The sequence below is a fragment of the Rathayibacter sp. AY1B6 genome (genome assembly GCF_002932755.1).
Classification (GTDB): domain Bacteria; phylum Actinomycetota; class Actinomycetes; order Actinomycetales; family Microbacteriaceae; genus Rathayibacter.
In genome coordinates this window covers 1-23,500 of the sequence record NZ_PSWL01000001.1, presented here as the reverse complement: position 1 = coordinate 23,500, position 23,500 = coordinate 1, and the positions used below count along the sequence as shown (strand labels likewise).

Below are 23,500 nucleotides of genomic sequence, written 5' to 3'. Positions count from 1 at the left end.
GTCCTTCGGTCGGCGGTCGTCGGCGGTCTCTCGGCGGCTGCTCACCGGTCGGCGGGATTCTCGACCAGGCAGTCGATCTCGATCCGGAGCTCCCCGTCGCGCGAGGTGTCGCGGAAGACGCCGACCTGAGCGATAGCCTCCCACGTCGCAGGATCGACGCCGCGCAAGGGCGCGCCTGAGGAGTGGAGCGTGATCGGCACGAGCAGCCCTCGGGCGGACGTCGCGGCTCCGGGGTCGCGGGGGCTGCCCGATTCGACGTGGAGGACCACGGCGAGCCCGGTCGCGCTGTCGGCGATCAGCCAGATGGCCGAGAGGAGCCCGTCGCGCTGCTGGTGTCCGAGGAGTCCGGCGGTGCCGTCCGGGTCGTCGAGCTCGACGAGCGGTGCGAGCAGCTCGGACTCGAGCACGGCGTGGTGCAGCCAGGTCTCGCGCCGCCCCTCGATGAGGTGGAGGCGGAGCTGGGTGGCGAGCGAGGTCGCGTGGGCGGCGCGCTGCGCGTCGAGGGGCAGCCGGACCGAGCCGTCGCCCACCTCGGCGAGGAGGCGCTCGGCGGCGAGGTCGAGCCGTGCGAGCTCCTCCGAGGCGAGCATCCCGACCGCGTACCGCGGGCCGAGCGTGGTGCTCTGCACGAGGGCGCGGTCGATCTCGAGCTGGACCATCCGGCGGAACCCGCGCATCATCACGACCACGACGACGGCCGGCGCGATCGTCACCACGAGGGCGCTGATGCGCACCGAGAGCGCGCCCGCTCCGCCCGACTCCATCGAGAGGAACGCGATCACCTCGGCGATCGCGACGAGGGCGCTCACCGCGAGGATCTCGATCCCGCGCCGGTGGACGATCAGGGCGGCGTGCGCGACGGCGCCCGCGACCGCGGCGGTGGGGACGGTGCGGGCCGCGCCGGAGTCGGTCACGGCCACCAGGTCGAGCACGACGGCGGCTCCGACGGCGACGAGGAAGCAGAGGTAGACCGGGAGCGGCAGGCGGCGTCCGCCGAGGTGGATCGCGAGGACGGTGGATCCGAAGGCCAGGACGACGAGGACCCAGGCGATCGCCGCGGGCGCGAGGTCGCTGTAGCGGGCAGAGGTCGAGAGGAAGATCAGCAGCTCGTAGGCGAGGATCGCGGCGGCGATGCCGTTGAGCCCGCTGCCGAGGTAGTTGGTGCCGAGCCCCTCCTGCTGGCGGCGGACCGAGCGGGCCGACCGGGACGAGCGGCCGTGCGTGGCGGTCACGCGTCCCAGCAGCGGGGCCCGCGACTCGGGTCCGGGGCTCACTTGGGGACCTCCAGCACCACGGTCGTCCCCGATCCGGGGGCGCTGAACAGGCGGGTGCGGCCGCCGACGTCGCCGAGCCGGGCGATCACCGACTCCTTGAAGCCGAGTTTCGTGTCGGGGACGGTCGCGATGTCGAAGCCCGCGCCCGCGTCCGTGACCATCGCGCGGACGGTCGTCTCGTCCTCGGTGATCGTCACGTCGGCCGAGGCGACGCCGGAGTGGCGGCGCACGTTCTCGAGGCACTCCGCCAGCGCGAGCACGAAGGAGTCGAGAGCCGCGCCGGTGAGAGCCACCTGGCCGGAGCCGTGCCAGATCACGTCGAGCCCCATCCGGCCGAAGCGGTTGCGGACGGTCTCGAGGGTGTTGGCCGCGGGGGCGGAGGTGACGCTGGTCAGCTGGTACGAGCCGGACGCGCTCGGCGTGGGGGTCCCGCCGAGCCGGAGCTGGCGCAGGAGCTGCGCGTCCTGGGCCGCCTGCTGCCGGAGCGCCTCGACCGACACTCCGCGGCCCGAGTGCGCGAGGAGCGTGAGGGTGGCCAGCACCGTGTCGTGCAGGAGCCGCGCGCCCTGCCGGCGCTGCGCCTCCGTCTCGCTGGCCAGGCGCTCCACGCGGTGCGCGTTGCCGATGCTGTCGATCCGCCGCACCACTCGCGGGACCGCGGTGCTGATCCAGAGGGCGAAGCCGCAGAGCGTGCCCCAGGGCAGCAGGCTCTGGACGACCACGGTGGGGATCATGGTGCCGCTCGAGACGAGCACCGACGGGATCAGGCTCGGGAGGAGCACCGGCAGCAGCAGGAGCAGACGGCGCGCGGACGTCGTCACGACCACGGCGATGCTCGCGGTCACGGCGTTCGCGGTGTTGACGAGGACGAACCCGGCGAAGTCGGCGCCCGGAGCGAGCCCCAGCGCGAGGCCCCAGCCCAGCAGCAGGCCGCCGACGGCCACGGCGATCACGCGGCTGCGGCGCCCCGTCCGGGCGAGCTCGACGTGGGCGGCCATCATGCCCAGGAGCAGCGCGACGGCGAACGGCACGGCGGCGGGCTGGAGCGTCCCGGGGATGAGGGCCATGCCGAGCGCCCCCGCCTCCGTGAGCAGGCCGATCCCGCACGCGGAGTGGCGCAGCAGCCGGTCGCGCTCGCGGGCGCTGCGGATCATCGGCACGCTCTGGCCCCCTCCGGTCGTGGCGCGGGGCTGGCCCCCGTCTCACGATAGCCACTGGCCGGGCCGGTGGGCGCGGTTCGGGGCGTCGAACCGCGCCGGAGTCGGGCGGGTCAGGCCGTCGCGGGATGCGCCAGCAGCCGGGCGAGGTGCGCGCCGACCGCGTCGTCCTCGATGAGGAACCCGTCGTGGCCGAACGTCGAGGTGATCACCGCGACCTCCTCGCCGTCCAGGGCGCCCGGAGCGTGCGCCGCGATGATCCGCTGCCCCTCGACCGGGAAGAGCCGATCGCTGTCGATGCCGAGGACGAGGGTCGGGCTGGTGATCCGGGAGAGGGCCGCCGCCTCGCCGCCCCGGCCGCGGCCGACGTCGTGCGAGTTCATCGCCTCGACCAGCGTGATGTAGCTGTTCGCGTCGAAGCGGCGGGTGAACTTGTTGCCGTGGAAGTCGAGGTAGGACTCCACCGCGAAGCGGCCGCCGCCGCCGAGCGGGCTGAGCCCCGACTGCCAGCTCCGCTCGAAGCGGTCGTTGAGCTCGGAGGGGCTGCGGTAGTTGAGCAGAGCCATCCGGCGGGCGAGCGCGAGGCCGTGGTACGGGCCCTGGCCGTCGCCGGCGTCGTAGTAGGCGCCGCCCGCGAAGGCCGCGTCGTTGCGGATCGCCTCGAGCTGCACGAAGTTGAGGGCGATCTGGTCGGCCGTGGCCCGCGGGGGAGCGGCCAGGACCGCGAGGCGCGCGACCCGCTCCGCGTGGTCGATCCCCCATTCCAGCGCCTGCATCCCGCCCATCGAGCCGCCGATGACGGTGTGCCAGCGCTCGACGCCGAGCAGGTCGCTGAACTGCGCCTGCGCCCGCACCTGGTCGCGGATGCTCGTGTACGGGAACCGTGCACCCCACTCGTGGCCGTCGGGGGCGAGGGACGCGGGCCCGGTGGAGCCCTGGCAGCCGCCGAGCATGTTCGGGGCGACCACGAAGAAGCGGTCGGTGTCGATCACGAGGCCGGGGCCGACGAGTCCCGACCACCAGCCGTCCGTCGCGTGGCCGGGATCGCCGCGGCCGAGCAGGTGGGAGTCGCCGGTCAGCGCGTGCAGGACGAGGACGGCGTTGTCGCGGCGCTCGTTCAGCGCGCCCCAGCTCTCGTAGGCGATGCGGGCGTGGGGGAGGTGGCCGCCCGCCTCGAAGTCGAACGGGCCGAGGTCGACGAAGCGGCGCCCGCCCGGGTGGTCGCCGTCGCGCCAGGCTCCGGTGGCGGGCGGCTTGCCGATGACCGAGAGGAGCTGGCGCTCGGTGACGAACGCCGACGGGACCGTGTCCTCGAGAGTCTGCTGCCAGTCCATAGCGCTGTCCATCGTGTCAGAGCGCCGCGGGGCGGAGCCGTTTGTTACGCCCTGCTCCCGCGCTCCTCCGCCCGAGCGCGGAGCGCCCTGACGCGATCCCCGCGGGCGGGGACCCCGTCAGGGCGGCGAGGGGCCTCAGGCGTTCGCGCGGGAGGCCTCGACGACGGCGCGCGCGGCGCGGAGGGCCTGGTCGAGGTCGGCGCGGAGGTCGTCGACGTTCTCGAGTCCCACCGACAGGCGCACGAGGCCCGGAGTGACGCCGGCCGTCAGCTGCTGCTCGGGCGAGAGCTGCGAGTGGGTGGTCGACGCCGGGTGGATGACCAGCGAGCGGACGTCGCCGATGTTGGCCAGGTGCGAGAACAGCTCCAGCGAGTCGACGAAGGCCCGGCCGGCGTCCACTCCGCCCTTGAGCTCGAACGAGAGCACCGCGCCCACGCCCTTCGGGGCGTAGCGGTTGGCCGCGGCGTACCAGGGCGAGGTGGGCAGCCCCGAGTAGTTCACCGAGGCGATGTCGGAGTGGTTCTCGAGGTACTCCGCGATCTCCTGCGCGTTCTGCACATGGCGCTCGATCCGGAGCGAGAGGGTCTCGATGCCCTGGATGAGCTGCCAGGCGCTCGCCGGGGCGATCGAGGCGCCGAGGTCGCGCAGCAGCTGCACGCGGGCCTTGATGATGTAGGCGAGGGAGTCGCCGACCGCGGCGGTGTAGACGGCGCCGTGGTACGACTCGTCCGGCGTGGTGAGGCCGGGGAAGCGCTCGGCGTTCGCCGTCCACGAGAAGCGCCCGCCGTCGACGATCGCGCCGCCGATGACCGTGCCGTGGCCGCCGAGGAACTTGGTCGCCGAGTGGACGATGATGTCCGCGCCGTGCTCGAAGGGGCGGATGAGGTAGGGCGTCGCGATGGTGTTGTCCACGATCAGGGGCACGCCCGCGTCGTGCGCGACATCGGCCACGGTGCGGATGTCGAGGATGTTGATCTTGGGGTTGCCGACGGTCTCGGCGAAGAACAGCTTCGTGTTCGGGCGGACGGCGCGGCGCCACTCCTCGCGGTCGTCCTGGTTCTCGACGAAGGTCGTCTCGATGCCGAGCTTGGCGAGGGTGTACTTGAAGAGGTTGTAGGTGCCGCCGTAGATCGAGGACGACGAGACGATGTGGTCGCCGGCCTGGGCGATGTTGAGCACGGCCGCGGTCTCGGCGGCCTGGCCCGAGGCGAGCAGCAGGGCGCCGGAGCCGCCCTCGAGGGCGGTGAGCCGCTCCTCCACGACCGCCTGGGTCGGGTTCTGGATGCGGGTGTAGATGTTCCCGAACTCCGCCAGCGCGAACAGGTTCTGAGCGTGCTCCGCGTTGTCGAAGACGTAGGAGGTGGTCTGGTAGATCGGCGTCGCGCGGGCCTTGGTCACCGGGTCCGGCGCGGCTCCCGAGTGGATCTGCTTGGTCTCGAACTGCCACTTCTCGGAGTCGGTCATGGTGCTTCCCATCGGATCGTCGGGGTCGGGGACGGGGCCGTTCTCCGTCGCGACGAGCGTACGCGGGGGTCCGCCGGGCGGCCAGGACCGCCGACACACGGGGTAACGGCCGTCAGCGCCGCTCGGGCTGCCGGTCGCGCTTGGCGCCGGTGGGGTCGGCGCGGTCCGGGCGCCGGGGCCTCTCATCGGCCGCCGGAGCGAAGAGCCAGGCTGCGCGGGGCTCGACCAGCCGGTGGAAGACGGTGCGGGTCCAGCCCAGCGAGAGCGCGACCGAGACCGCGATGCAGAACACGATCATCAGCACGAGGGCGAGCGTGCTCTCCGTCCGCGAGAGGATCCCGGACTCGCGCAGCGGATAGAGGACGAAGCTGTGGAGGAGGTAGACGTACATCGTCGACTGCCCCCAGGCCGTGAGCGCGGTGCGGCGGCGCGGCACCAGCGCGAACAGCGCGAGCGAGAGCACGACCGCCCCCGCCATCAGGGCCAGCCGCACCAGTCCGGCCCACCACTGGGTCTCGCCGAGGGCGTCGTAGGGGCGGTCGTAGAAGAACCAGTAGCGCAGGTCCGCCGCGCGGAACGCCTCGATGTTGACAGTCATGACGACCGCCGTGACCGCGAAGAGGACGACGGCGAGGATCCGGGCGAGGAGCACCCGCGACGGCGGCTGGGCGAGCCAGCGGTCGACGGCGGAGCGGCCGCCGGGGGCGAAGCCGCGCAGGCGCCAGCCGAACACGAAGAAGGGCAGGATCCCGATCGCGCGGGCGAGCGAGAAGGTCGAGTCGATGTTGTCGTAGTAGCTGACCCCGACCGCGAGCACCACGCTGATCAGCAGCGGCCAGCGCAGCAGTGCCAGGTAGGGGAGGACGAGGCGGAAGATCCCCAGCGCGAGCAGGAACCACAGCGTCCAGCTCGGCTTCGTGGGGTTGAACTCCTGCTTGCCCTCGACCAGGAACTGCACCAGGGTCCAGATCGTCTCCATGATCAGGTAGGGCAGGAGGATGTCGGTCAGCACCCGCCGCATCGCGCGCGCACTCGGTGCGCCGCTCTTGGAGAAGTAGCCCGAGATGATCGCGAACGCCGGCATGTGGAAGGCGTAGATCGTCAGGTAGACGATGAGCGAGGTGTCGGAGTTGGCCGTGAGCCGCTGGACGCCGTGCCCGATCACGACGAGGGTCACGCAGACGAAGCGCGCGTTGTCCCAGAGGGGCACGCGGCGCTTCGGGGCAACGGCTGTCCCGGCGGTCGCGGGAACCGGGTCGGCGGGCGGCACGCGGCCAGACTAGCGTTGGGCTGCGACGACGGCGTCGACGGTGTCCGAGGCTTGACGGAAGGGGACGGGCGTGGATCGACGCGTTGTCGTGACAGGAGCGAGTTCAGGGATCGGGGCGGCCACGGTCCGCCTGTTCCGCGAGCACGGCTGGGAGGTCGTCGCCGTCGCGCGCCGGCGCGACCGGCTGGAGGCGCTCGCCGCCGAGACCGGCGCCGGGTACTTCGCCGCCGACCTCACCGACGCCGCCCAGGTCGATGCGCTGCGCGACCACCTCGCCTCCTCCGGGCCCGTGCACGCGCTCGTGAACAACGCGGGCGGCGCGCTCGGACTCGACTCGGTCGAGAAGTCCGACCCCGAGGACTGGCGCCGCATGTTCGAGATCAACGTGCTCTCGGTGAAGCTGGTGACCAGCGCGCTGCTCCCGCTGCTGCGCGCCGGGATCCGGGGGAGCGGGACCTCCGCGGACATCGTGACGGTCACCTCGATCGCCGGCCACGTCGCCTACGAGGGCGGAGGCGGGTACAACGCCGCCAAGCACGCCGCGCACGCGCTCGTCGCCGTGCTGCGGCTCGAGCTGGCCGGCGAGCCGATCCGCGTGATCGAGATCGCGCCGGGGATGGTGCACACGGACGAGTTCTCGCTGGTCCGCTTCGGCGGCGACCGGGACCGCGCCGACGCGGTCTACGCCGAGGTCCCCGACCCGCTGGTCGCGGAGGACGTCGCCGCCGCGATCGTCTCCTCGGTGGAGCTCCCCGCGCACGTCAACCTCGACCTGGTGACCATCAAGCCGGTCGCGCAGGCGGCCCCGCACAAGGTCGCGAAGGGGCCCCTGGCGCCGCGCACCCGACCGATGTGACGCGGAGGCCCGCGACGGCCTAGCCTGTCCCTCATGGTTTCCGACGCCGACGACTCCGCCGCCCTCCTCGCCGCCACGGAGAAGGAGGTGCTCGGCTGGCTCGAGTTCGGCGACGCCGCACGGCACCTGGCCGACGACGTGGTCGCGTCGGGCTACCGGCCGGAGCTGGTCGTCGCCATCGCGCGCGGCGGTCTCCTGCTCGCGGGCGCCGTGGCCTACGCGCTCGGCATCAAGAGCTGCGGGGCGCTGAACGTCGAGTTCTACACCGGCGTCGAGGCGCGCCTGGCGGAGCCCGTGGTGCTGCCGCCGCTGCTCGACGAGGCGTCGGTGCGCGGCAAGCGCATCCTCCTGGTCGACGACGTCTCCGACTCCGGCCACACCCTCGCCCTCTCGGTGAAGCTCATCCGTGCGATGGGCGCCGAGGTGCGCACCGTGACCCTCTACACGAAGCCGCGCACGGTCCTCGAACCCGATTTCTTCTGGCGCCGCACCCCGCGCTGGATCGTCTTCCCCTGGTCGGCCCTGCCCCCGGTGGACGGAGCCCTCGCCGAGGACGACGAGTGAGCGTCCACCTGATCGGCGGCGGAGGCGGAGTCGAGCACGACCAGCAGCTGTACGGGGCGTTCCTCGCGGAGGCGCGCGCCCACGCCGTCGACGCCGGCCGGATCGAGGGCCCGCGCATCGCGATCGTCGTCGTCCACGACGGGCTCGGCCCCGAGGCCTACGCCGGCTACGCGGCACTGCTCGCGACGGTCGGCCCACTCGACGCGTTCGCGGTGATGAAGCCGGAGGGCGGCCGGATCGATCCCGCGGTCTTCGACGACGTCGACGGGGTCTTCGTCGGCGGAGGGCTGACGCCGGCCTACCGCGACGCACTCGAGGCCTCCTTCCCGCGCCTGCGCGACCTCGTCTCCTCCGGTGTGCCGTACGCCGGCTACTCGGCGGGAGCCGCCGTCGCGGCCGACCGCGCCCTCGTCGGCGGCCACCGGATCGGCGGCGTCGCCGTCGTCCCGGAGGGCGCGGCGGAGGAGCTCGACGAGGTCACGGTGCTCGAGGGCATCGGCCTCATCGACGTGACGGTCGACGTGCACGCCGCTCAGTGGGGCACCCTCGGCCGCCTGGTCGCCGCCGTCGAGGCGGGCCTGGTCGACGGCGGCGTCGCGCTCGACGAGTCCACCGTGCTGATCGTCGGCACCGGCGCGCTCCGCGTCGGCGGCGCCGGCTCGGTGTGGCGCGTGAGCGGGAGCGACGCCGGAGTCGTCGTCGCGACGCTCGCGGCGAGCTGACCCGGTGGACCTCGCGGAGCTCGCCGCCTCGGGACTGATCGACCGGGGCTGGGCGGAGGCGCTCGCCCCGGTCGCCGGGGACATCGCCGCGATGGGCGACTTCCTCCGCAGCGAGGTCGCGGCCGGCCGGCCCTACCTCCCCGCGGGCCGCGACGTGCTCCGCGCCTTCGCCGCCCCGCTCGCGGACGTGCGCGTCCTCATCGTCGGACAGGACCCGTACCCGACGCCCGGGCACCCGATCGGGCTGTCCTTCGCTGTCGAGCGCCACGTGCGCCCGCTGCCGAGGAGCCTGCAGAACATCCACCGCGAGCTCCGCGACGACCTCGGCGTCGAGCCGCCCGAGCACGGCGACCTCAGCGGCTGGACGTCGAGCGGCGTGATGCTGCTGAACCGGGTCCTCACGGTCGCCCCCGGTTCTCCCGCCTCGCACCGCGGCAAGGGCTGGGAGGCGGTCACCGAGCACGCGATCCGCACCCTGGCCGCGCGGGACTCGCCTCTCGTCGCGATCCTCTGGGGCCGCGACGCCGCGTCGCTCCGCCCGATGCTGGGGGAGGCCGGAGTGATCGAGAGCGCGCACCCCAGCCCGCTGTCGGCCTCGCGGGGCTTCTTCGGCTCCCGGCCGTTCAGCCGCGCGAACGCCCTCCTGGAGGAGCGCGGCGCGGAGCCGGTCGACTGGAGCGCTCTCGCGTGACCGGGCGCTCGCCCCTGGGGCGGCTACGCTGGCCCGGATCGATGGGCGGAGCCGAAGGGGAGCCGGATGCTTGAGGAAGAGTACGAGAGCCGGCGCGTCCTGCCGCCGCACCTGCGGAAGGCGCCGCCTCCCGAGCCCGGCTTCTCGTTCGAGATCCGCGACGCCCGCGACGCCGACCTGCCGGACATCCGCGAGATCTACAACCACTACGTGCGCAACACGGTGGTGACCTTCGACGAGGACGATTCGACGCTGAAGGAGTGGCGGACGAAGTTCTCCCGCAATCAGAAGCTCGGGCTGCCCTTCATCGTCGCCGTCTCGCCGTCGGGCCAGATCCTCGGATACGCGATGGTGTCGCCGTGGTCGTCCAAGCGCGCCTACCGCTTCACCGTGGAGAACTCGATCTACCTGCGGGCGGCCTCCACCGGGAAGGGCCTCGGCCGCGCGCTGATGACCGAGCTCCTCGAGCGCGCGAAGGCGGTGGGGATCCGGCAGATCATGGCCGTCATCGCCGACAAGGGCGCGGAGGCCTCGCTGGCGATGCACGCGCAGTTCGGATTCGTCGAGGTCGGCCGCATGGGCCGGGTCGGCTTCAAGTTCGAGCGCTGGCTCAGCACCGTCCTGCTGCAGAAGACCCTCAAGTAGGCCCGACCCGCCCCTGCGAATGCGCCTCATCGACAGGTGCCGGGGAGCGCTCCGTCCCTACACTGGTCGGCATGGAATGGCTCGTCCCGCTCATCGTCGTCGTCGCGCTCGTCGTCATCCTCGGGGTGTACCTCTGGGCGACGTACAACTCGCTGGTCACCCTCAACGTCCGCGTGGACGAGGCGTGGAGCGACATCACCGTCCAGCTGAAGCGCCGCGCGGACCTGATCCCCAACGTGATCGACTCCGTGAAGGGCTACGCCTCGCACGAGCGGCAGGTCTTCGAGTCGGTGACGCAGGCGCGCGCTGAGACGCTGCAGGCCCAGGGCCCGGCGGAGGCGTCGGTCGCCGAGGACCACATGCAGAGTGCGCTGAAGTCGATCTTCGCGGTCGCGGAGGCGTACCCGCAGCTGCAGGCGAGCCAGAACTTCCTCCAGCTGCAGGGCGAGCTGGTCGACACCGAGGACAAGATCCAGTCGGCCCGGCGCTTCTACAACGGCGGCGTGCGCGAGATGAACACCAAGGTGAAGGTCTTCCCGAACACGCTCTTCTCGCGCCGGCTCGGGTTCTCGGAGCGCGAGTTCTTCGAGGTCGGCGATCTCGCCGCGATCTCGGAGCCCCCCCGCGTCCAGTTCTAGGCAGCCGCCGTGTACAGCGCCATCGCCCGCAACAAGCGCAACACGATCCTGATCCTCGTCCTCTTCCTGGCGGTCATCGGCGGCCTGGGCGCCCTGGCGGCAGCGGTCTACCGCAGCACGACGATCGTCGTGGTGGTGCTCGTGATCGCCGCCGCCTACGCGTTCTTCCAGTACTTCTTCGCCGCTCGCCAGGCGGTCGCGCTCAGCGGCGGCGTTCCGGTGGAGAAGGCGGACGAGCCGAGGCTGTACCTGGTCGTCGAGAACCTCTCGATCGCGACGGGCACCCCGATGCCGCAGGTCTACCTGATCGACGACCCGGCGCCGAACGCGTTCGCGACCGGCCGCGACCCCGAGCACGCCGTCGTCGCCGCGACGACCGGCCTGCTCGCGATCATGGACGACGCCGAGCTGGAGGGCGTGATGGCCCACGAGCTGGGCCACGTCCGCAACTACGACATCCGCGTCTCGATGATCGTGTTCGGTCTCGTCGTCGCGGTGGGCTTCCTCTCGGACGCCTTCCTCCGCCTGGCCTTCTTCGGGCGGAGCGGCAACGGCAACGGCGGGGGCAACCCGGCGCTCCTGATCGTCGGGCTGGTGTCGATGGTCCTCGCGCCGATCGTCGCCTCGGTCGTGCAGCTCTCGATCTCCCGTCAGCGCGAGTACCTCGCCGATGCCACGAGCGCGCTGACGACCCGCCACCCCGACGCCCTCGCCCGCGCCCTCCTCAAGCTCGAGTCCGCGGGACGCCCGATGCAGCGGCAGAACAGCTCGATGGCGCACTTGTGGATCGCCGACCCGTCGAAGCCGGGAGTGGTCGCGCGCCTCTTCGCGACCCACCCTCCGATCGCGGACCGCGTCGCCCGCCTCTCCGAGATGGGCTCGCGCTTCTAGCGGGCCCCTCCGGCAGCCGCCCCGTCGTCGATCGCCGCCCCGCCCGGATCACGCCTCGGGGCCGCGGTGCACGTGTCACCGCGCCGGACGGGACGTCAGCCGGTCGGAGCCGCGAGCGGTCCGCCGTCGACGGTCGTCAGGTACTCGGCGAAGACCGGCGCCGGGTCGGTGCCGCTCGCGGCCACGTCGACCAGCGCTCGCCGGACCAGGGCGAGGACGACGGTGGCCAGCACGGCCGCCCGGTGCCGGGAGGTGCGGCCGAGCCCCATCCGCTCCGCGAGGAACGGCGTCAGCGCCTCCTCGCCGTCGTGCAGGGACTGGGCCCAGACGGCGCGCATCGCCGACGTCTCGGTGAGCAGGGGGATGAGTCGGAGCGTGCGGTCGAGCTGGGGACCGGAGGCCGCCGCGGCGAAGGCGTGGCCGAGCGCCGCGTTGAGCGGCTCGGCGGGCGGACGCTCGAGGAGGGCGCGTCCCATCGCCGCGATCGCGGCGGCGAGCACCGGGCGCACGCAGTCCTCCTTGCTGCCGAGGTACCGGTGGAAGGTCCGGAGGGAGACCCCGGCCGCGTGGGCGAGCTCGCCCGTGCCGACCCCGACGACGGTCCCGCGCTCGAGCAGATGGGCGACGCAGCGCTCCGAGAGCGCGAGCGCCAGGACGCCGCCGGGCGCGCTCACGCGGTCCTCCTCAGCGCGACGGCGAGGGCTGCCGCGAGGTCGCCGCGGCCGACGACCTCGATGGCGTCGAGGCCCTGCCAGCCCGCCGCCTCGACCAGCAGTGCGGCGAGCCGCTCCGGCGTGCCGGACGGAGCCCCCGGCTCGAGCCAGGCGGCCTGCACGAGGAGGACTCGGCGCTTGCGCTCGCTCTTGAGGTCGACCCGGGCGGCGATCACGTCGTCGAGGAGCACGGGGAGGACGTAGTAGCCGTGGACCCGCTGCTCGGCCGGGGTGTAGATCTCGATCCGGTAGTGGAAGCCGAAGAACAGCTCCGCCCTCGGGCGGTGCCAGACCACGGGGTCGAACGGCGAGAGGAGTGCGTCCGCCCGGAGCGTGCGGGGACGACGGGAGTCGACGTGGCGCCAGAGCGGCACCGGCCTCCCGCCCCGCTCCCAGCCGCGCACCTCGACGGGCTCGAGCTCGCCCGCCTCGACCAGCTCGTCGATCGCGACGCGGGTGGGGGACCGGAGCAGCCGGTGGTAGTCGGCCAGATCGCCGAGGGTGCCGATCCCGTGGGCCCGCGCCGCCCTGCGCACGAGCTCGCGGACGGCGTCGGGGAGGGGCACCTCGGCGTCCAGCACCTCGCGCGGGAGGAGCCGCTCGGCGAGCCCGTAGGAGCGCTCGAAGCGCGTGCGCCCCGCCGTCACCACCTCGCCCCAGCGGAACAGGACCTCGAGGCCGCGCTTGATGTCGGACCAGCCCCACCAGGGGCCCGTGCGGACGTTGGCCTCGTGCTCGATCTCGGAGGCCCGGAGGGGACCGTCGGCGAGCGCAGCGCGGAGCCAGTCGAGGGTGGCGCGGTTCTCGTGGGCCCAGCCCTCGTGCTCGGGCAGGCGGACCCGGCGGTAGTGCTCCATCCGCCAGCGGTAGAGCGGGAGGTCCTCGCGGCGGACGAGGGCGGCCTCATGGGCCCAGTACTCGACGTAGGGGCCGTCCGGGGAGAAGGCCGCGGCGTCGAGGAGGGAGCGGTCGTAGGGGCCGAGCCGCGCGAGCAGCGGCAGGTAGTGGCTCCGCTCGAAGACGTTCACCGAGTCGAGCTGGAGCGGGCGGATCCGGTCCACGGCGGCGCGCACCCGGCGCGCGTCGACCCAGGAGGGCCGGGGGACGCCGAACCCCTGCGCCGCCAGGGCGATGCGGCGCGCCAGCGCGGGGGAGAGCTGCTCGGTCATGGTCCGCCCACGCTAGCGAACGCCCCCGACACCGCCGTCCCCGATTCGGCCCCCGGCGTTTTCCCGGCATTCACCGCCGCGCTCCCTCGCCGACTCGCGGCGCTCCTACCGTGCCCGAGGCCGTCCCACCGGGGCGGCCCACCCGACTCCTGGAGGACCCTTGACCATTCAGCGCCTGTCGCGCACCGCCGCGGTCGCCGCCGCCGGCACCGCCCTCGTCTTCACGCTCTCGGCCTGCTCCGGCGGCGCCACCGCCTCGTCCGACGGCGGCGGCGCGGACGCCGCGTCCGCCTTGTCCGCCGCGGACCTCGGCGGGCTGGACGCCCTGGTCGAGGCCGCGAAGGCCGAGGGCGAGCTCAACGTCATCGCCCTGCCCGACACCTGGGCGAACTACGGCGAGCTGATCAGCGGCTTCGAGGACGAGTACGGCATCACCGTGAACTCCGCCGACCCCGACGTCTCCTCCGCGGAGGAGATCAGCACGGCCGAGAACCTCGCCGGGCAGGACACCGCTCCCGACGTGTTCGACCTGGGGCCGGCCGTCGCGCTGGCGAACACGGACATGTTCGCGCCGTACAAGGTCGAGTCGTGGGACGACATCCCCGAGGGGAACAAGGAGGAGTCGGGCCTCTGGGTCAACGACTACACCGGCCTGATGTCGATCGGATTCGACGCGGACGCGGTGCCCGCGCCCACGTCGCTCGAGGACCTCCTCGGCGCCGACTACCGCGGCTCGGTCGCGATCAACGGCGACCCGACCCAGGCGGGAGCCGCCGCGGCCGCGGTGCAGCTCGCGGCCCTCCAGTCCGGGGGCTCCGCCGACGACGTCCAGGCGGGGATCGACTTCTTCGAGAAGCTGAACGACGCCGGCAACTTCCTGCCGCTGGACCCGACCGACGCGACCATCGCCTCGGGCGAGACCCCGGTCGTCTTCGACTGGAGCTACAACAACCTCGCCGCCGGGAAGGCGAACGAGGGCACCCGCGAGTGGACCACGACCGTCCTCGCCGGCTCCGCCGTCGGCAGCTACTACAACCAGGCGGTCAACGCCGACGCTCCGCACCCCGCGGCCGCGCGGCTCTGGCAGGAGTACCTCTACTCCGACGCCGCGCAGAACCTCTACCTCGCCGCCGGCGCCTACCCGGTGCGCCTGGCCGCGATGACCGAGGCCGGCACGGTCGACCAGGACGCGCTCGACGCCGTCGGCGCCGCTCCCTCCGACCTCGTCCAGTTCACGGAGGAGCAGACCGAGGCGGCCTCGTCGCTCCTCGCCGAGAAGTGGGCCGCGGCGATCCAGTGACCACCGCTCCCACCGAGGCCGTCTCCGGGGCGTCCGCGCCCCGGGGACGGCGCGGCACCCCGGCCGTGCTGGGCGTCGCCCCCTTCGCGCTCTACGTCCTGCTGTTCCTGGCCGTTCCCACGGTCCTCTCGGTGGCGACCGGATTCGCGGACGGAGACGGCCGCTTCACCACGGCGAATGTGCTGGCCCTCGCGGATCCCGTCGTGGTGTCCGCCTTCGGCGCGTCGCTCGGGCTCTCGGCCGTCACCGCCGTCGTCGGCGCGGTGCTGGGCGCGGTCGTGTGCCTGGCGCTGCTCGGCTCCGATCCGCGCGGGGCGCTCCGGACCGTCGTCGATGCGGCGGCGAGCGTCCTCGCGCAGTTCGGCGGCGTGATGCTCGCGTTCGCGTTCATCGCGACGATCGGCGTGCAGGGACTGGTGACCACTCTCCTCGCCGGAGCGGGCGTCGACCTCTATGCCGACGGCGTGTGGCTCTACCAGCTGCCCGGGCTCGTCCTGCCCTACCTCTACTTCCAGGTGCCCCTGATGGTGCTCACGTTCCTGCCCGCGCTCGAGGGCCTGCGTCCGGAGTGGGCCGAGGCCAACGCGGTGCTCGGCGGGGGCCGGCTCGGCTACTGGCGGCACGTGGCCGTCCCGGTGCTCGCGCCGTCGTTCCTCGGCTGCGTGCTGCTGCTGTTCGCGAACGCGTTCTCGTCCTTCGCCACGGCGGCGGCGCTGATCAGCCAGGGCGCGCAGATCGTGCCGCTGCAGATCCGCGCCGCGCTGGTCAGCGAGACGGTGCTGGGCCGCGAGAACCTCGCGGGCGCCCTCGCGCTCGGGATGCTCGCGGTGATGGTGGTCCTGATGTCCGGGTACGCGCTGCTGCAGCGCCGAGCCCGGCGGTGGCAGCGATGAGGCCCGCGCGGCTCCTGTCCGGGGCGGTGCTCGTGATCACCGGGCTCGTCTTCGCCGTCCCGATCGTCGCGATGGCGGAGTTCACGCTCCGCGGCGCCGGCGGCCACGACCTCTCGCACTGGACGGGGATCCTCGACCCGGAGAACGAGCGCGCCTACCGCTCGCTGTTCCAGGGGATCGGCAACTCGCTGGTCCTCGCCGTCGTCACCGCCCTCATCGTCCTGGTCCTGCTGGTGCCGACGATGCTGCTCGTCGAGATCCGGCTCCCGCGCCTGCGCCGGGCTCTGGAGCTGGTCTGCCTGCTCCCGCTGACCGTGCCCGCCATCGTCCTCGTCGTCGGCCTCGCGCCGGTCTACTCCGTCGTCACCCGGGTCGCCGGCTCCGCGCCGTGGACGCTCGCTCTCGCCTACGGGGTGCTGGTCCTGCCCTACGCCTACCGCGCTGTGGCGGCGGACCTCGCCGGGCTCGACGCCGTGACGCTCTCGGAGGCGGCCCGCTCGCTCGGCGCGGGCCCGCTCGCGGTGCTCGGGAGGGTCCTCCTGCCGAACCTGCGCCGGGGCCTGGTCGCGGCGGCGCTGATCACCGTCGCGGTCGTCCTCGGCGAGTACACGATCGCCTCGCTCCTCAGTCGCACCACCCTCCAGACCGGCCTGGTGCAGGTGTCGAAGTCCGACGCCTACGTGGCCGTGATCTTCTTGCTGCTCTCCCTCCTCTTCGCCTTCGCCCTCCTGCTCGGGATCGGCCGCCTCGCGCGGATCGGCCTGCCGACGGGCCGGGCGCGCTCCTGGAAAGGCTCCTCGTGACCGCTCCCACCCTCCCCGGCGCCCGCGTGCGCTTCGTCGACGTGGAGCGGCACTACGGCTCCGCGCGGGCGCTCGACGGCGTCTCGTTCGACGTGGCCCCGGGCGAGTTCATCGCGCTGCTGGGCCCCTCCGGCTGCGGCAAGACCACGGCACTGCGGGCCCTCAGCGGTCTCGAGCGGATCGACGCGGGGCGGATCCTCGTCGACGAGGAGGACGTCGCCCACGTCCCCGTCGCGAAGCGCGACATGGGCATGGTCTTCCAGTCGTACTCGCTCTTCCCGCACCTGCGGGCGCGCGAGAACGTCGAGTTCGGGCTGCGCACCCGCGGAGTCGGGGCGCGCGAGCGCCGAACGGCCGCGGGAAAGGCGCTGGAGGTCGTGGGCCTCGGCGCCCTCGGCGACCGCTACGCGCACGAGCTCTCCGGCGGCCAGCAGCAGCGGGTGGCGCTCGCGCGCGCCCTCGTCACGCGGCCGCGGGTGCTGCTGCTGGACGAGCCCCTGTCGGCCCTGGACGCGAAGGTCCGCGTCCAGCTGCGCGACGAGATCAAGCGCCTGCAGTCCGAGATCGGCATCACCACGTTCTTCGTCACGCACGACCAGGAGGAGGCGCTCGCCGTCGCCGACCGCGTCGCCGTGATGAACGCCGGGCGGATCGAGCAGCTGGGCGCACCGGAGGACCTCTACGCGCGCCCGGCGACCGCTTTCACGGCCCGCTTCGTCGGCCTCTCGACCGTGGTCGCGGGGACGGTCTCGTCGGGATCGGTCCTCGCGCTCGGCGTGCGCCTGCCGCTCGTCGACGCGGCGGCGGCGGACGGGCCCGTATCGGTGTTCCTCCGCCCCGAGGATCTCGCCGTCGTGGCCGACGGCGCTCCCGACTCCCTGCCCGGAGTCGTCCTCGCCTCGAGCTTCCTGGGTCCGGTGCGGCGCTCGACCGTCCGGCTGTCGACGGGTGAGGAGGTCACCGTCCAGCACACGTCGGGGCACCGCCTCGAGCCGGGGGAGCGGGTCGGCGTGCTGCCCGCGCGGCGCCCGGTCGCGGTCGGCCCGGCACCGGAGCAGGCGGCGGTCGGCGCCGCCGCATGAGCGCTCCCCGGGGATACCGCGCGGGGTATGCGCCGGGGCCTAGTCTGGGCAGATGAGACTCGGCAGGTCCCGCCGCACCTCCGGCCCGCGCGCCGTCCAGCCCGTCGCGCCCGTCGCCCCGGCCACTCCCTCCCGGCCCGCTCCCGTCGCCGATTCGGCCTTCGTGAGCGACGGGATGCGCATCGCGGGCGCCTGGGCCTGGCGCGTCCTCGTCGTGGTCGCGGCGCTCGCGGTGCTCGTGCTGCTCGTCATCGAGCTGCGGCTGATCGTCATCCCGCTCCTGCTCGCGATCGTGATCGCCGCTCTGCTCGTGCCGTTCTCGAGCTTCCTCCAGCGGCACCGCTGGCCCAAGTGGGCCGCCGTCGTCCTGGCGGAGCTGGGGATCGTCGTGGTGATCGGCGGGCTCCTGTTCCTCGTCGTCACCCAGGTCTACTCCGGCTTCGACGACCTCAGCCGGCAGACCGTGCAGTCCTACGACGACTTCAAGGCCTTCCTCCTCGAGTCGCCGCTCCACCTCACCGAGACCGACATCAACCAGTACGCGCAGCAGGCGCTCACGGCCCTGCAGCAGGACTCGGGGATGGTGGTCAGCGGGGCGCTCAGCGTGGGCTCGACCGTCGGCCACCTGCTGACCGGCGTGCTGCTCACCCTCTTCTCGACGCTGTTCATCCTCATCGACGGGCCGAACATCTGGAGCTGGGTCGTCCGCCTCTTCCCGCGCCGCGCCCGCGGAGCCGTCGACGGTGCCGGTCGCGCCGGGTGGGTGACGCTCACGAACTTCGTGAAGGTGCAGATCCTGGTCGCGTTCGTCGACGCGGTCGGCATCGGCCTCGGCTCCTTCCTCCTCGGCGTCCCGCTCGCGATCCCGATCGGCGTGCTGGTCTTCCTCGGCTCCTTCGTGCCCGTCATCGGCGCCGTGGTGACGGGAGCGCTGGCCGTCTTCATCGCGCTGGTCTACAACGGGCCGCTGATCGCTCTCTTCCTGCTGATCGTCGTCCTGGCGGTGCAGCAGCTCGAGGGCCACATCCTGCAGCCGCTGATCATGGGATCGGCGGTCAAGGTCCACCCGCTGGCCGTCGTGCTCGCGGTGGCCGGAGGCTCGATCATCGGCGGCATCGCCGGAGCCTTCTTCGCGGTGCCCGTCGTGGCCACGCTCAACGTCATGGTCAAGTACGTGGCGAGCGGAGCCTGGCGCTCGCCGACCCGAACCCCCGAGAGAGTTGCCGCAGAGCATGCAGACTAGCCGCGTCGTCGGACCCGCCCTCCACGAGTACGAGGCGGCCCGCGCCGTCCTCGCCCCCGTCATCGCCGCCACCCCCATGGAGACGAGCACCTTCCTCGCGCAGGTCCTCGGCTCGCCCGTGTTCCTCAAGTGCGAGAACCTCCAGCGCACCGGCTCCTACAAGATCCGCGGAGCGGTGTTCCGGATGTCGCGGCTCACCCCGGAGGAGCGGGCCCGCGGTGTCGTGGCGGCCTCGGCCGGCAACCACGCGCAGGGCGTCGCCTACGCGGCGCGGGAGCTGGGGATCAAGGCCACGATCTTCATGCCGATCGGCGTCGCGCTGCCCAAGCTCGCAGCCACCCGCGACTACGGAGCGGACGTGGTGCTGAGCGGCCACATCTTCAACGAGGCGCTCGCCGCGGCGGCGGAGTTCGCCGAGCGCACCGGCGCGGTCTTCGTGCCGCCCTACGACCACCCCGACGTGATCACCGGTCAGGGCACGGTCGGTCTCGAGATCCTCGAGCAGGCCCCCGCCGTCGAGACCATCGTGGTGCCCATCGGCGGAGGCGGCCTCATCGCCGGAGTCGCGTCCGCGGCCAAGCAGAAGGCGGCCGAGGAGGGGCGCACGCTCCGCGTCATCGGCGTGCAGGCGGCGAATGCGGCACCGTATCCGCTCTCGCTCGCGAGCGGCGAGCCGACCGCGATCACGATCTCCCCGACGATCGCCGACGGCATCGCGGTGGCGAAGCCGGGGCAGCTGAACTTCGCGATCATCCGCGAGATGGTGGACGAGGTCGTCACCGTGGAGGACGACGACATCGCCCGGGCTCTGCTGGTGCTGCTGGAGCGGGCGAAGCTCGTGGTGGAGCCGGCGGGCGCGGTGGGCATCGCGGCCATCCTGACCGGGAAGATCCGCGACGCCGGAGCGACCGCGGTGATCCTCTCGGGCGGAAACATCGATCCGCTGATGATGGAGCGGGTGATCAGCCGGGGCCTGGCCGCGTCGGAGCGCTACCTCAAGATGAGCATCGGGCTGCCGGATCGTCCGGGGCAGCTGTCGCGCATCGCGGAGCTCATCTCGGAGGCGAACGCCAACGTGGTCGAGGTGCTGCACACCCGGCACGGCCGGGGCCTGCAGATCAGCGAGGTGGAGATCGAGATCAGCGTCGAGACCCGCGGCCCCGAGCACGCCGACCGCGTCATCCAGGTCCTCACCGACGCCGGCTACGCCCCCCGCATCTCCCGCAACTGACCGCTCGCGGGCGCCGCGTCCGCGGTCCCCGCGTGAGGCCGGCGTCCTCTGCTCGGAGAGGCTGAGCGTGCGTCGCGGCGAACTCCCTCAGGCGGAGGAGGAAGCCGATACCGGCGGTGTCGTGCCCGACGTCGTCGGCGCGGAGCCGGCGCCCCGCTCCCGTTCAGAGAGGGCTGATCGTGCGTCGCGGTGTTCTCCGCAAGGCGGAGGAGGAAGCGATACCGGCGGTATCGCGCCCGACGACAACGCCGCGGAGAACACCGCGACGTGCGATCAGTGGCCGGACCAGGTCTCGACGTTGGCGACGCGGACCTCGATCTCCCGCCCGTTGGGTGCCGTGAAGCGGGCGGTGTCGCCGACGTTCAGGCCCATGATCGCCGAGCCGAGGGGGCTCTGGGGGCTGTAGACGTCGAGGTCGCTCTCGCCGGCCATCTCGCGGTTGCCGAGGAGGAAGCGGGACTCGTCGCCGGCGATCTCGGCGGTGATGATGGTGCCGGCCTCGACGACTCCGTGGCTCTCGGGGGGCGTGCCGATCTCGGCCTCGCGGAGGAGGGAGGTCAGCTGGCGGATGCGGGCCTCGATCTTGCCCTGCTCGTCCTTCGCGGCGTGGTAGCCGCCGTTCTCCTTCAGGTCGCCCTCCTCGCGGGCGACCTCGATGCGCTTGGCGATCTCCTCGCGTCCGTTGGTGGACAGCTCGGTGAGCTCCGCCTCGAGACGGTCGTACGACTCCTGGGTCATCCAGGTCACCTGTGACTGGTCGGCCATGGTGGGCTCCTGCTCTGCGGGCCGCGCTCGCGGCGCCCGGCAGCACCGTGCGGAGGTGTCCGCGTCCGGCGGTGGGGACGGCCGGCGTCAGGCGGCGGTGGGAATGGCGAGGCCCCGACGAGTCCGTCAGGGCTTCGGGCAAGCCTACGGGAGCCAGCAGGAGGAGATCAAACCTGTGTTCGCCAGCTCGGTGGTGCGGACCGTCTCCGTGTACGAGCGGAAGCGCTCCGTCGAGGCGGGGTACTCCACGACCAGCCAGCCGACGACCGCGGACTGCTCGTTGAGGGCCTGGACCGCGCAGGCGACCTCGCGGCCGACGGGCGCGGTGAGGTCGAAGGAGACGGTGACGGTGCGGTCGTCGACGACCTGGTGCGCGGTGTCCTGGACGTCCACTCCGCCGCGCGCTCCGTCGAGTCCGGCCCAGATCACCCAGGCGGCGAAGACGGCGACGAAGGCGAGCGCGACGCCGCCGAAGAGCCAGCGGTTGCCGCGGCGGGTGCGCGTCGTGCGGCCGTAGCGGGTGGCGAGCGGTCCGGCGGCGCGGACCGTGTCCGGATCGAGCGCGGGCGCGGCGGCTCCCTCGACGCTCTCGGACGTGCGGGCGGCCACGGAACTCCCTGGGTGATGCGTCTACTCTGGACGGGTGGCGCGCGTCCTTCGCGGACGGGAGCGCCGAGCCCATTAAACCCCGAGGAATCGAGCGATCGTGTCCCAGGCCGTCGAGGTCTCCGTCGATTCGGAGGTGCGGGACACTCCGCGCCTCCTCGCCGTGCACGCCCATCCGGACGACGAGTCGAGCAAGGGCGCGGCGACGCTGGCCGCCTACGCCTCGCGAGGCGCCGAGGTCATGGTGGTCTCCTGCACCGGAGGCGAGGCCGGCTCCGTGCTGAACGAGGGCCTCGAGGCCCGCGCGCACGCCGAGCGCGACATCGGCGGCCTCCGCCGGTACGAGATGGCCGCCGCCCGCGAGGCGCTCGGCGTCGAGCACGCCTGGCTCGGCTTCGTGGACTCCGGGATGCCCGAGGACGGGAAGGTCGACGCCGCCTCGTTCGCGGGCCTGCCGCTCGCCACGGCCGCCGCTCCGCTCGTGCGCCTCGTCCGCCGGTTCCGGCCGCACGTGATCATCAGCTACGACGAGAACGGCGGCTACCCGCACCCCGACCACATCCGCGCCCACCAGGTCGCCGTCGAGGCGTACCGCGCGGCGGGCCTCGCCGAGGAGTACCGGGGCACGGGCGCTCCGTGGTCGATCTCGAAGCTGTACTACGACCGCGTCTTCAGCGGCCAGAAGCTGCGGGCGATCGCCGAGCACCTGCGCTCGATCGACCCGGAGGACCCGCGCCTGTCGGTCTTCGAGGAGATGAAGCGCTGGAACGAGGACACCCCGTACCTCGCGACCACGCGCGTCGTGATCTCCGGCTTCCACGACCGGCGCGATGCGGCCCTGCTCGCGCACGCCAGCCAGGTCGCTCCGGACAACGCCTTCTTCTTCCTCCCGCACGAGGCGATCGACGCCGCCTGGCCGACCGACGACTTCCAGCTCGTCGAGAGCCGGGTCGACGCGCCGACGCCCGAGACCGATCTCTTCGCCGGTCTGGACCTGGCCGAGCTCGCCCCGGGCCCGACCGCGGTCGTCCCGCCGATCGCTCCCTCCCCCGAGACCTCGGGGGAGGCCCCGGTCTCCCCGGAGCCCGACGGCTCCGGCGTCGTCGTCGCCGACGAGGTGCGCGCGTGATCGCCGGGCTGCTCGAGGGCGCCCAGCGGGCCGTCGTCCTCGCCTCCACGACGGTGCCGACCCCGGGTCCCGAGTTCAACGAGGACACGGTCACGCCGGGCCTCTTCGGCTTCGTCACGATGCTCGTGATCGCCCTCGCCGCCGTCCTCCTCGCGCTCGACATGGTCCGACGCGTGCGGCGCACCACCTACACCGCGCAGGTGAAGGAGCGGCTCGACGCCGAGGAGGCGGAGCGCAGCGGGAGCTGAGCCCGGCCCGCCGCGGCGGACTCGGGTCCCGCTACGCGTTGTAGGCGGGGTGGAGCGAGACGATCAGCGCCGCCGTCCAGTGGCAGAGGAACGCCACGGCCGTGAGCGCGTGGAAGATCTCGTGGAAGCCGAAGACGCCCGGGACCGGGTTCGGCTTCTTGATGCCGTAGATCACGGCGCCCGCGGAGTAGCAGAGCCCGCCGACGAGGACGAGCACCATCATGATCGCGCTGGCCTCGAAGAGCGGGCCGAGGTACATCACGGCCGCCCAGCCCAGCAGGAGGTAGAGCGGCACGTAGAGCCAGCGCGGCGCGCCGATCCAGAAGACGCGGAAGCCGATCCCGAGCAGCGCCCCCGCCCAGACCAGGACCAGCAGGAGGGTGCCCTGCGCGGGCGGCAGGGCGAGCACGGCCAGCGGCGTGTAGGTGCCGGCGATCAGCAGGAAGATGTTGGCGTGGTCGATCCGCTTGAGGATCATCTTCGTCCGCGGCTTCCAATCGAAGCGGTGGTACAGCGCGGAGTTGCCGAAGAGCAGGAGCGACGTGGTCGCGAACACCGCGGCCGCCCACTTCGCAGCGGTCCCCTCCGCGACCACGATCAGCACCACTCCGGCGACGATCGCGACCGGGAAGAGGCCGGCGTGGATCCAGCCGCGCCAGGTGGGCCGGACCTCCGCCGGGGAGTCGTGCTCGATCGCGTCCTCGACGAGGGGGAGGGGCGGGGCCAGGGCCTGCGCGGCTACCTCGAGGCGCGGGGCGCGCGCGACGAGGGCAGCGCCCTCATCCGCCGCTCCCCCACCGTCGAGGAGGTAC

The 23,500-nt window shown here is 72.9% G+C and carries 25 protein-coding genes; 15 read left to right on the top strand and 10 right to left on the bottom strand.

Annotated features, from left to right (window positions below):
• Nucleotides 1-41: 41 nt before the first annotated feature.
• From C5D08_RS00125 to C5D08_RS00105, 5 genes are all read right to left on the bottom strand, one after another.
• Nucleotides 42-1,274 (bottom strand): hypothetical protein, encoded by a 1,233-nt coding sequence (locus tag C5D08_RS00125; RefSeq protein ID WP_104275279.1) that lies wholly within the window; start codon nucleotides 1,272-1,274, stop codon nucleotides 42-44.
• Nucleotides 1,271-2,428: a sensor histidine kinase gene (locus tag C5D08_RS00120; protein WP_104275278.1), complete on the bottom strand. Its 1,158-nt coding sequence runs from the start codon at nucleotides 2,426-2,428 to the stop codon at nucleotides 1,271-1,273. The genes C5D08_RS00125 and C5D08_RS00120 overlap by 4 nt, the downstream gene beginning before the upstream one ends.
• Before the next feature lie 116 nt (nucleotides 2,429-2,544).
• A complete protein-coding gene (locus tag C5D08_RS00115) occupies nucleotides 2,545-3,765 on the bottom strand; it encodes a homoserine O-acetyltransferase (protein WP_104275277.1) in 1,221 nt (406 codons plus the stop codon).
• Nucleotides 3,766-3,900: 135 nt separating this feature from the next.
• On the bottom strand, nucleotides 3,901-5,229 hold the full coding sequence (locus C5D08_RS00110) for a bifunctional o-acetylhomoserine/o-acetylserine sulfhydrylase (RefSeq protein ID WP_104225507.1): 1,329 nt from the start codon (nucleotides 5,227-5,229) through the stop codon (nucleotides 3,901-3,903).
• Between the two features lie 112 nt (nucleotides 5,230-5,341).
• Nucleotides 5,342-6,439, bottom strand: a complete 1,098-nt coding sequence (locus tag C5D08_RS00105; RefSeq protein ID WP_104275276.1) for an acyltransferase family protein — start codon at nucleotides 6,437-6,439, stop codon at nucleotides 5,342-5,344.
• A gap of 130 nt (nucleotides 6,440-6,569) precedes the next feature.
• Here C5D08_RS00105 and C5D08_RS00100 point away from each other — a divergent pair, with 130 nt between their 5' ends.
• From C5D08_RS00100 to C5D08_RS00070, 7 genes are all read left to right on the top strand, one after another.
• A complete protein-coding gene (locus C5D08_RS00100; protein ID WP_258067147.1) occupies nucleotides 6,570-7,355 on the top strand; it encodes an SDR family oxidoreductase in 786 nt (261 codons plus the stop codon).
• A 33-nt stretch (nucleotides 7,356-7,388) separates the two neighbouring features.
• On the top strand, nucleotides 7,389-7,919 hold the full coding sequence (locus C5D08_RS00095) for a phosphoribosyltransferase (protein ID WP_104224441.1): 531 nt from the start codon (nucleotides 7,389-7,391) through the stop codon (nucleotides 7,917-7,919).
• Entirely contained in the window at nucleotides 7,916-8,641 is a 726-nt protein-coding gene (locus tag C5D08_RS00090; RefSeq protein WP_104275274.1) for a peptidase S51, read from the top strand. The genes C5D08_RS00095 and C5D08_RS00090 overlap by 4 nt, the downstream gene beginning before the upstream one ends.
• 4 nt (nucleotides 8,642-8,645) lie before the next feature.
• Nucleotides 8,646-9,332 (top strand): uracil-DNA glycosylase, encoded by a 687-nt coding sequence (locus C5D08_RS00085; RefSeq protein ID WP_104275273.1) that lies wholly within the window; start codon nucleotides 8,646-8,648, stop codon nucleotides 9,330-9,332.
• Nucleotides 9,333-9,398: 66 nt separating this feature from the next.
• Complete coding sequence (locus C5D08_RS00080) at nucleotides 9,399-9,977, top strand: GNAT family N-acetyltransferase (RefSeq protein WP_104275272.1); 579 nt, start codon at nucleotides 9,399-9,401, stop codon at nucleotides 9,975-9,977.
• A 71-nt stretch (nucleotides 9,978-10,048) separates the two neighbouring features.
• Complete coding sequence (locus C5D08_RS00075; protein ID WP_104225511.1) at nucleotides 10,049-10,615, top strand: LemA family protein; 567 nt, start codon at nucleotides 10,049-10,051, stop codon at nucleotides 10,613-10,615.
• A 9-nt stretch (nucleotides 10,616-10,624) separates the two neighbouring features.
• Nucleotides 10,625-11,506: a M48 family metallopeptidase gene (locus C5D08_RS00070; protein ID WP_104275271.1), complete on the top strand. Its 882-nt coding sequence runs from the start codon at nucleotides 10,625-10,627 to the stop codon at nucleotides 11,504-11,506.
• Nucleotides 11,507-11,601: 95 nt separating this feature from the next.
• Here C5D08_RS00070 and C5D08_RS00065 read toward each other — a convergent pair whose 3' ends face one another.
• Both C5D08_RS00065 and C5D08_RS00060 read right to left on the bottom strand, forming a co-directional pair.
• Nucleotides 11,602-12,180, bottom strand: a complete 579-nt coding sequence (locus C5D08_RS00065; RefSeq protein ID WP_104275270.1) for a TetR/AcrR family transcriptional regulator — start codon at nucleotides 12,178-12,180, stop codon at nucleotides 11,602-11,604.
• Nucleotides 12,177-13,388, bottom strand: a complete 1,212-nt coding sequence (locus C5D08_RS00060; protein WP_104275269.1) for a winged helix-turn-helix domain-containing protein — start codon at nucleotides 13,386-13,388, stop codon at nucleotides 12,177-12,179. The genes C5D08_RS00065 and C5D08_RS00060 overlap by 4 nt, the downstream gene beginning before the upstream one ends.
• A 160-nt stretch (nucleotides 13,389-13,548) precedes the next feature.
• Here C5D08_RS00060 and C5D08_RS00055 point away from each other — a divergent pair, with 160 nt between their 5' ends.
• The 6 genes from C5D08_RS00055 to ilvA are packed head-to-tail and all read left to right on the top strand — an operon-like array spanning nucleotide 13,549 to nucleotide 19,940.
• On the top strand, nucleotides 13,549-14,688 hold the full coding sequence (locus C5D08_RS00055; RefSeq protein WP_104275268.1) for an ABC transporter substrate-binding protein: 1,140 nt from the start codon (nucleotides 13,549-13,551) through the stop codon (nucleotides 14,686-14,688).
• Nucleotides 14,685-15,581: an ABC transporter permease subunit gene (locus C5D08_RS00050; protein ID WP_258067145.1), complete on the top strand. Its 897-nt coding sequence runs from the start codon at nucleotides 14,685-14,687 to the stop codon at nucleotides 15,579-15,581. The genes C5D08_RS00055 and C5D08_RS00050 overlap by 4 nt, the downstream gene beginning before the upstream one ends.
• Complete coding sequence (locus C5D08_RS00045; protein WP_104275407.1) at nucleotides 15,578-16,384, top strand: ABC transporter permease; 807 nt, start codon at nucleotides 15,578-15,580, stop codon at nucleotides 16,382-16,384. The genes C5D08_RS00050 and C5D08_RS00045 overlap by 4 nt, the downstream gene beginning before the upstream one ends.
• Nucleotides 16,381-17,466: an ABC transporter ATP-binding protein gene (locus C5D08_RS00040; protein WP_258067143.1), complete on the top strand. Its 1,086-nt coding sequence runs from the start codon at nucleotides 16,381-16,383 to the stop codon at nucleotides 17,464-17,466. The genes C5D08_RS00045 and C5D08_RS00040 overlap by 4 nt, the downstream gene beginning before the upstream one ends.
• Nucleotides 17,467-17,518: 52 nt before the next feature.
• A complete protein-coding gene (locus tag C5D08_RS00035) occupies nucleotides 17,519-18,709 on the top strand; it encodes an AI-2E family transporter (RefSeq protein ID WP_104275266.1) in 1,191 nt (396 codons plus the stop codon).
• Complete coding sequence (gene ilvA / locus C5D08_RS00030; protein WP_104275265.1) at nucleotides 18,699-19,940, top strand: threonine ammonia-lyase; 1,242 nt, start codon at nucleotides 18,699-18,701, stop codon at nucleotides 19,938-19,940. Before C5D08_RS00035 ends, ilvA begins: the two co-directional genes overlap by 11 nt.
• 273 nt (nucleotides 19,941-20,213) lie before the next feature.
• On the opposite strand, the gene greA is transcribed toward ilvA, so the two are convergent.
• Nucleotides 20,214-20,705: a transcription elongation factor GreA gene (gene greA, locus C5D08_RS00025; protein WP_104225519.1), complete on the bottom strand. Its 492-nt coding sequence runs from the start codon at nucleotides 20,703-20,705 to the stop codon at nucleotides 20,214-20,216.
• 144 nt (nucleotides 20,706-20,849) lie between these two features.
• Nucleotides 20,850-21,314: a DUF4307 domain-containing protein gene (locus C5D08_RS00020; protein WP_104275264.1), complete on the bottom strand. Its 465-nt coding sequence runs from the start codon at nucleotides 21,312-21,314 to the stop codon at nucleotides 20,850-20,852.
• A 97-nt stretch (nucleotides 21,315-21,411) separates the two neighbouring features.
• On the opposite strand from C5D08_RS00020, the gene mca reads away from it, so the two are divergent.
• Complete coding sequence (mca, locus tag C5D08_RS00015; protein ID WP_258067141.1) at nucleotides 21,412-22,440, top strand: mycothiol conjugate amidase Mca; 1,029 nt, start codon at nucleotides 21,412-21,414, stop codon at nucleotides 22,438-22,440.
• Nucleotides 22,437-22,688: a hypothetical protein gene (locus C5D08_RS00010; protein WP_244248096.1), complete on the top strand. Its 252-nt coding sequence runs from the start codon at nucleotides 22,437-22,439 to the stop codon at nucleotides 22,686-22,688. The genes mca and C5D08_RS00010 overlap by 4 nt, the downstream gene beginning before the upstream one ends.
• A 31-nt stretch (nucleotides 22,689-22,719) precedes the next feature.
• On the opposite strand, the gene C5D08_RS00005 is transcribed toward C5D08_RS00010, so the two are convergent.
• Nucleotides 22,720-23,415, bottom strand: a complete 696-nt coding sequence (locus C5D08_RS00005; RefSeq protein WP_104275403.1) for a hemolysin III family protein — start codon at nucleotides 23,413-23,415, stop codon at nucleotides 22,720-22,722.
• Nucleotides 23,416-23,500: the final 85 nt, after the last annotated feature.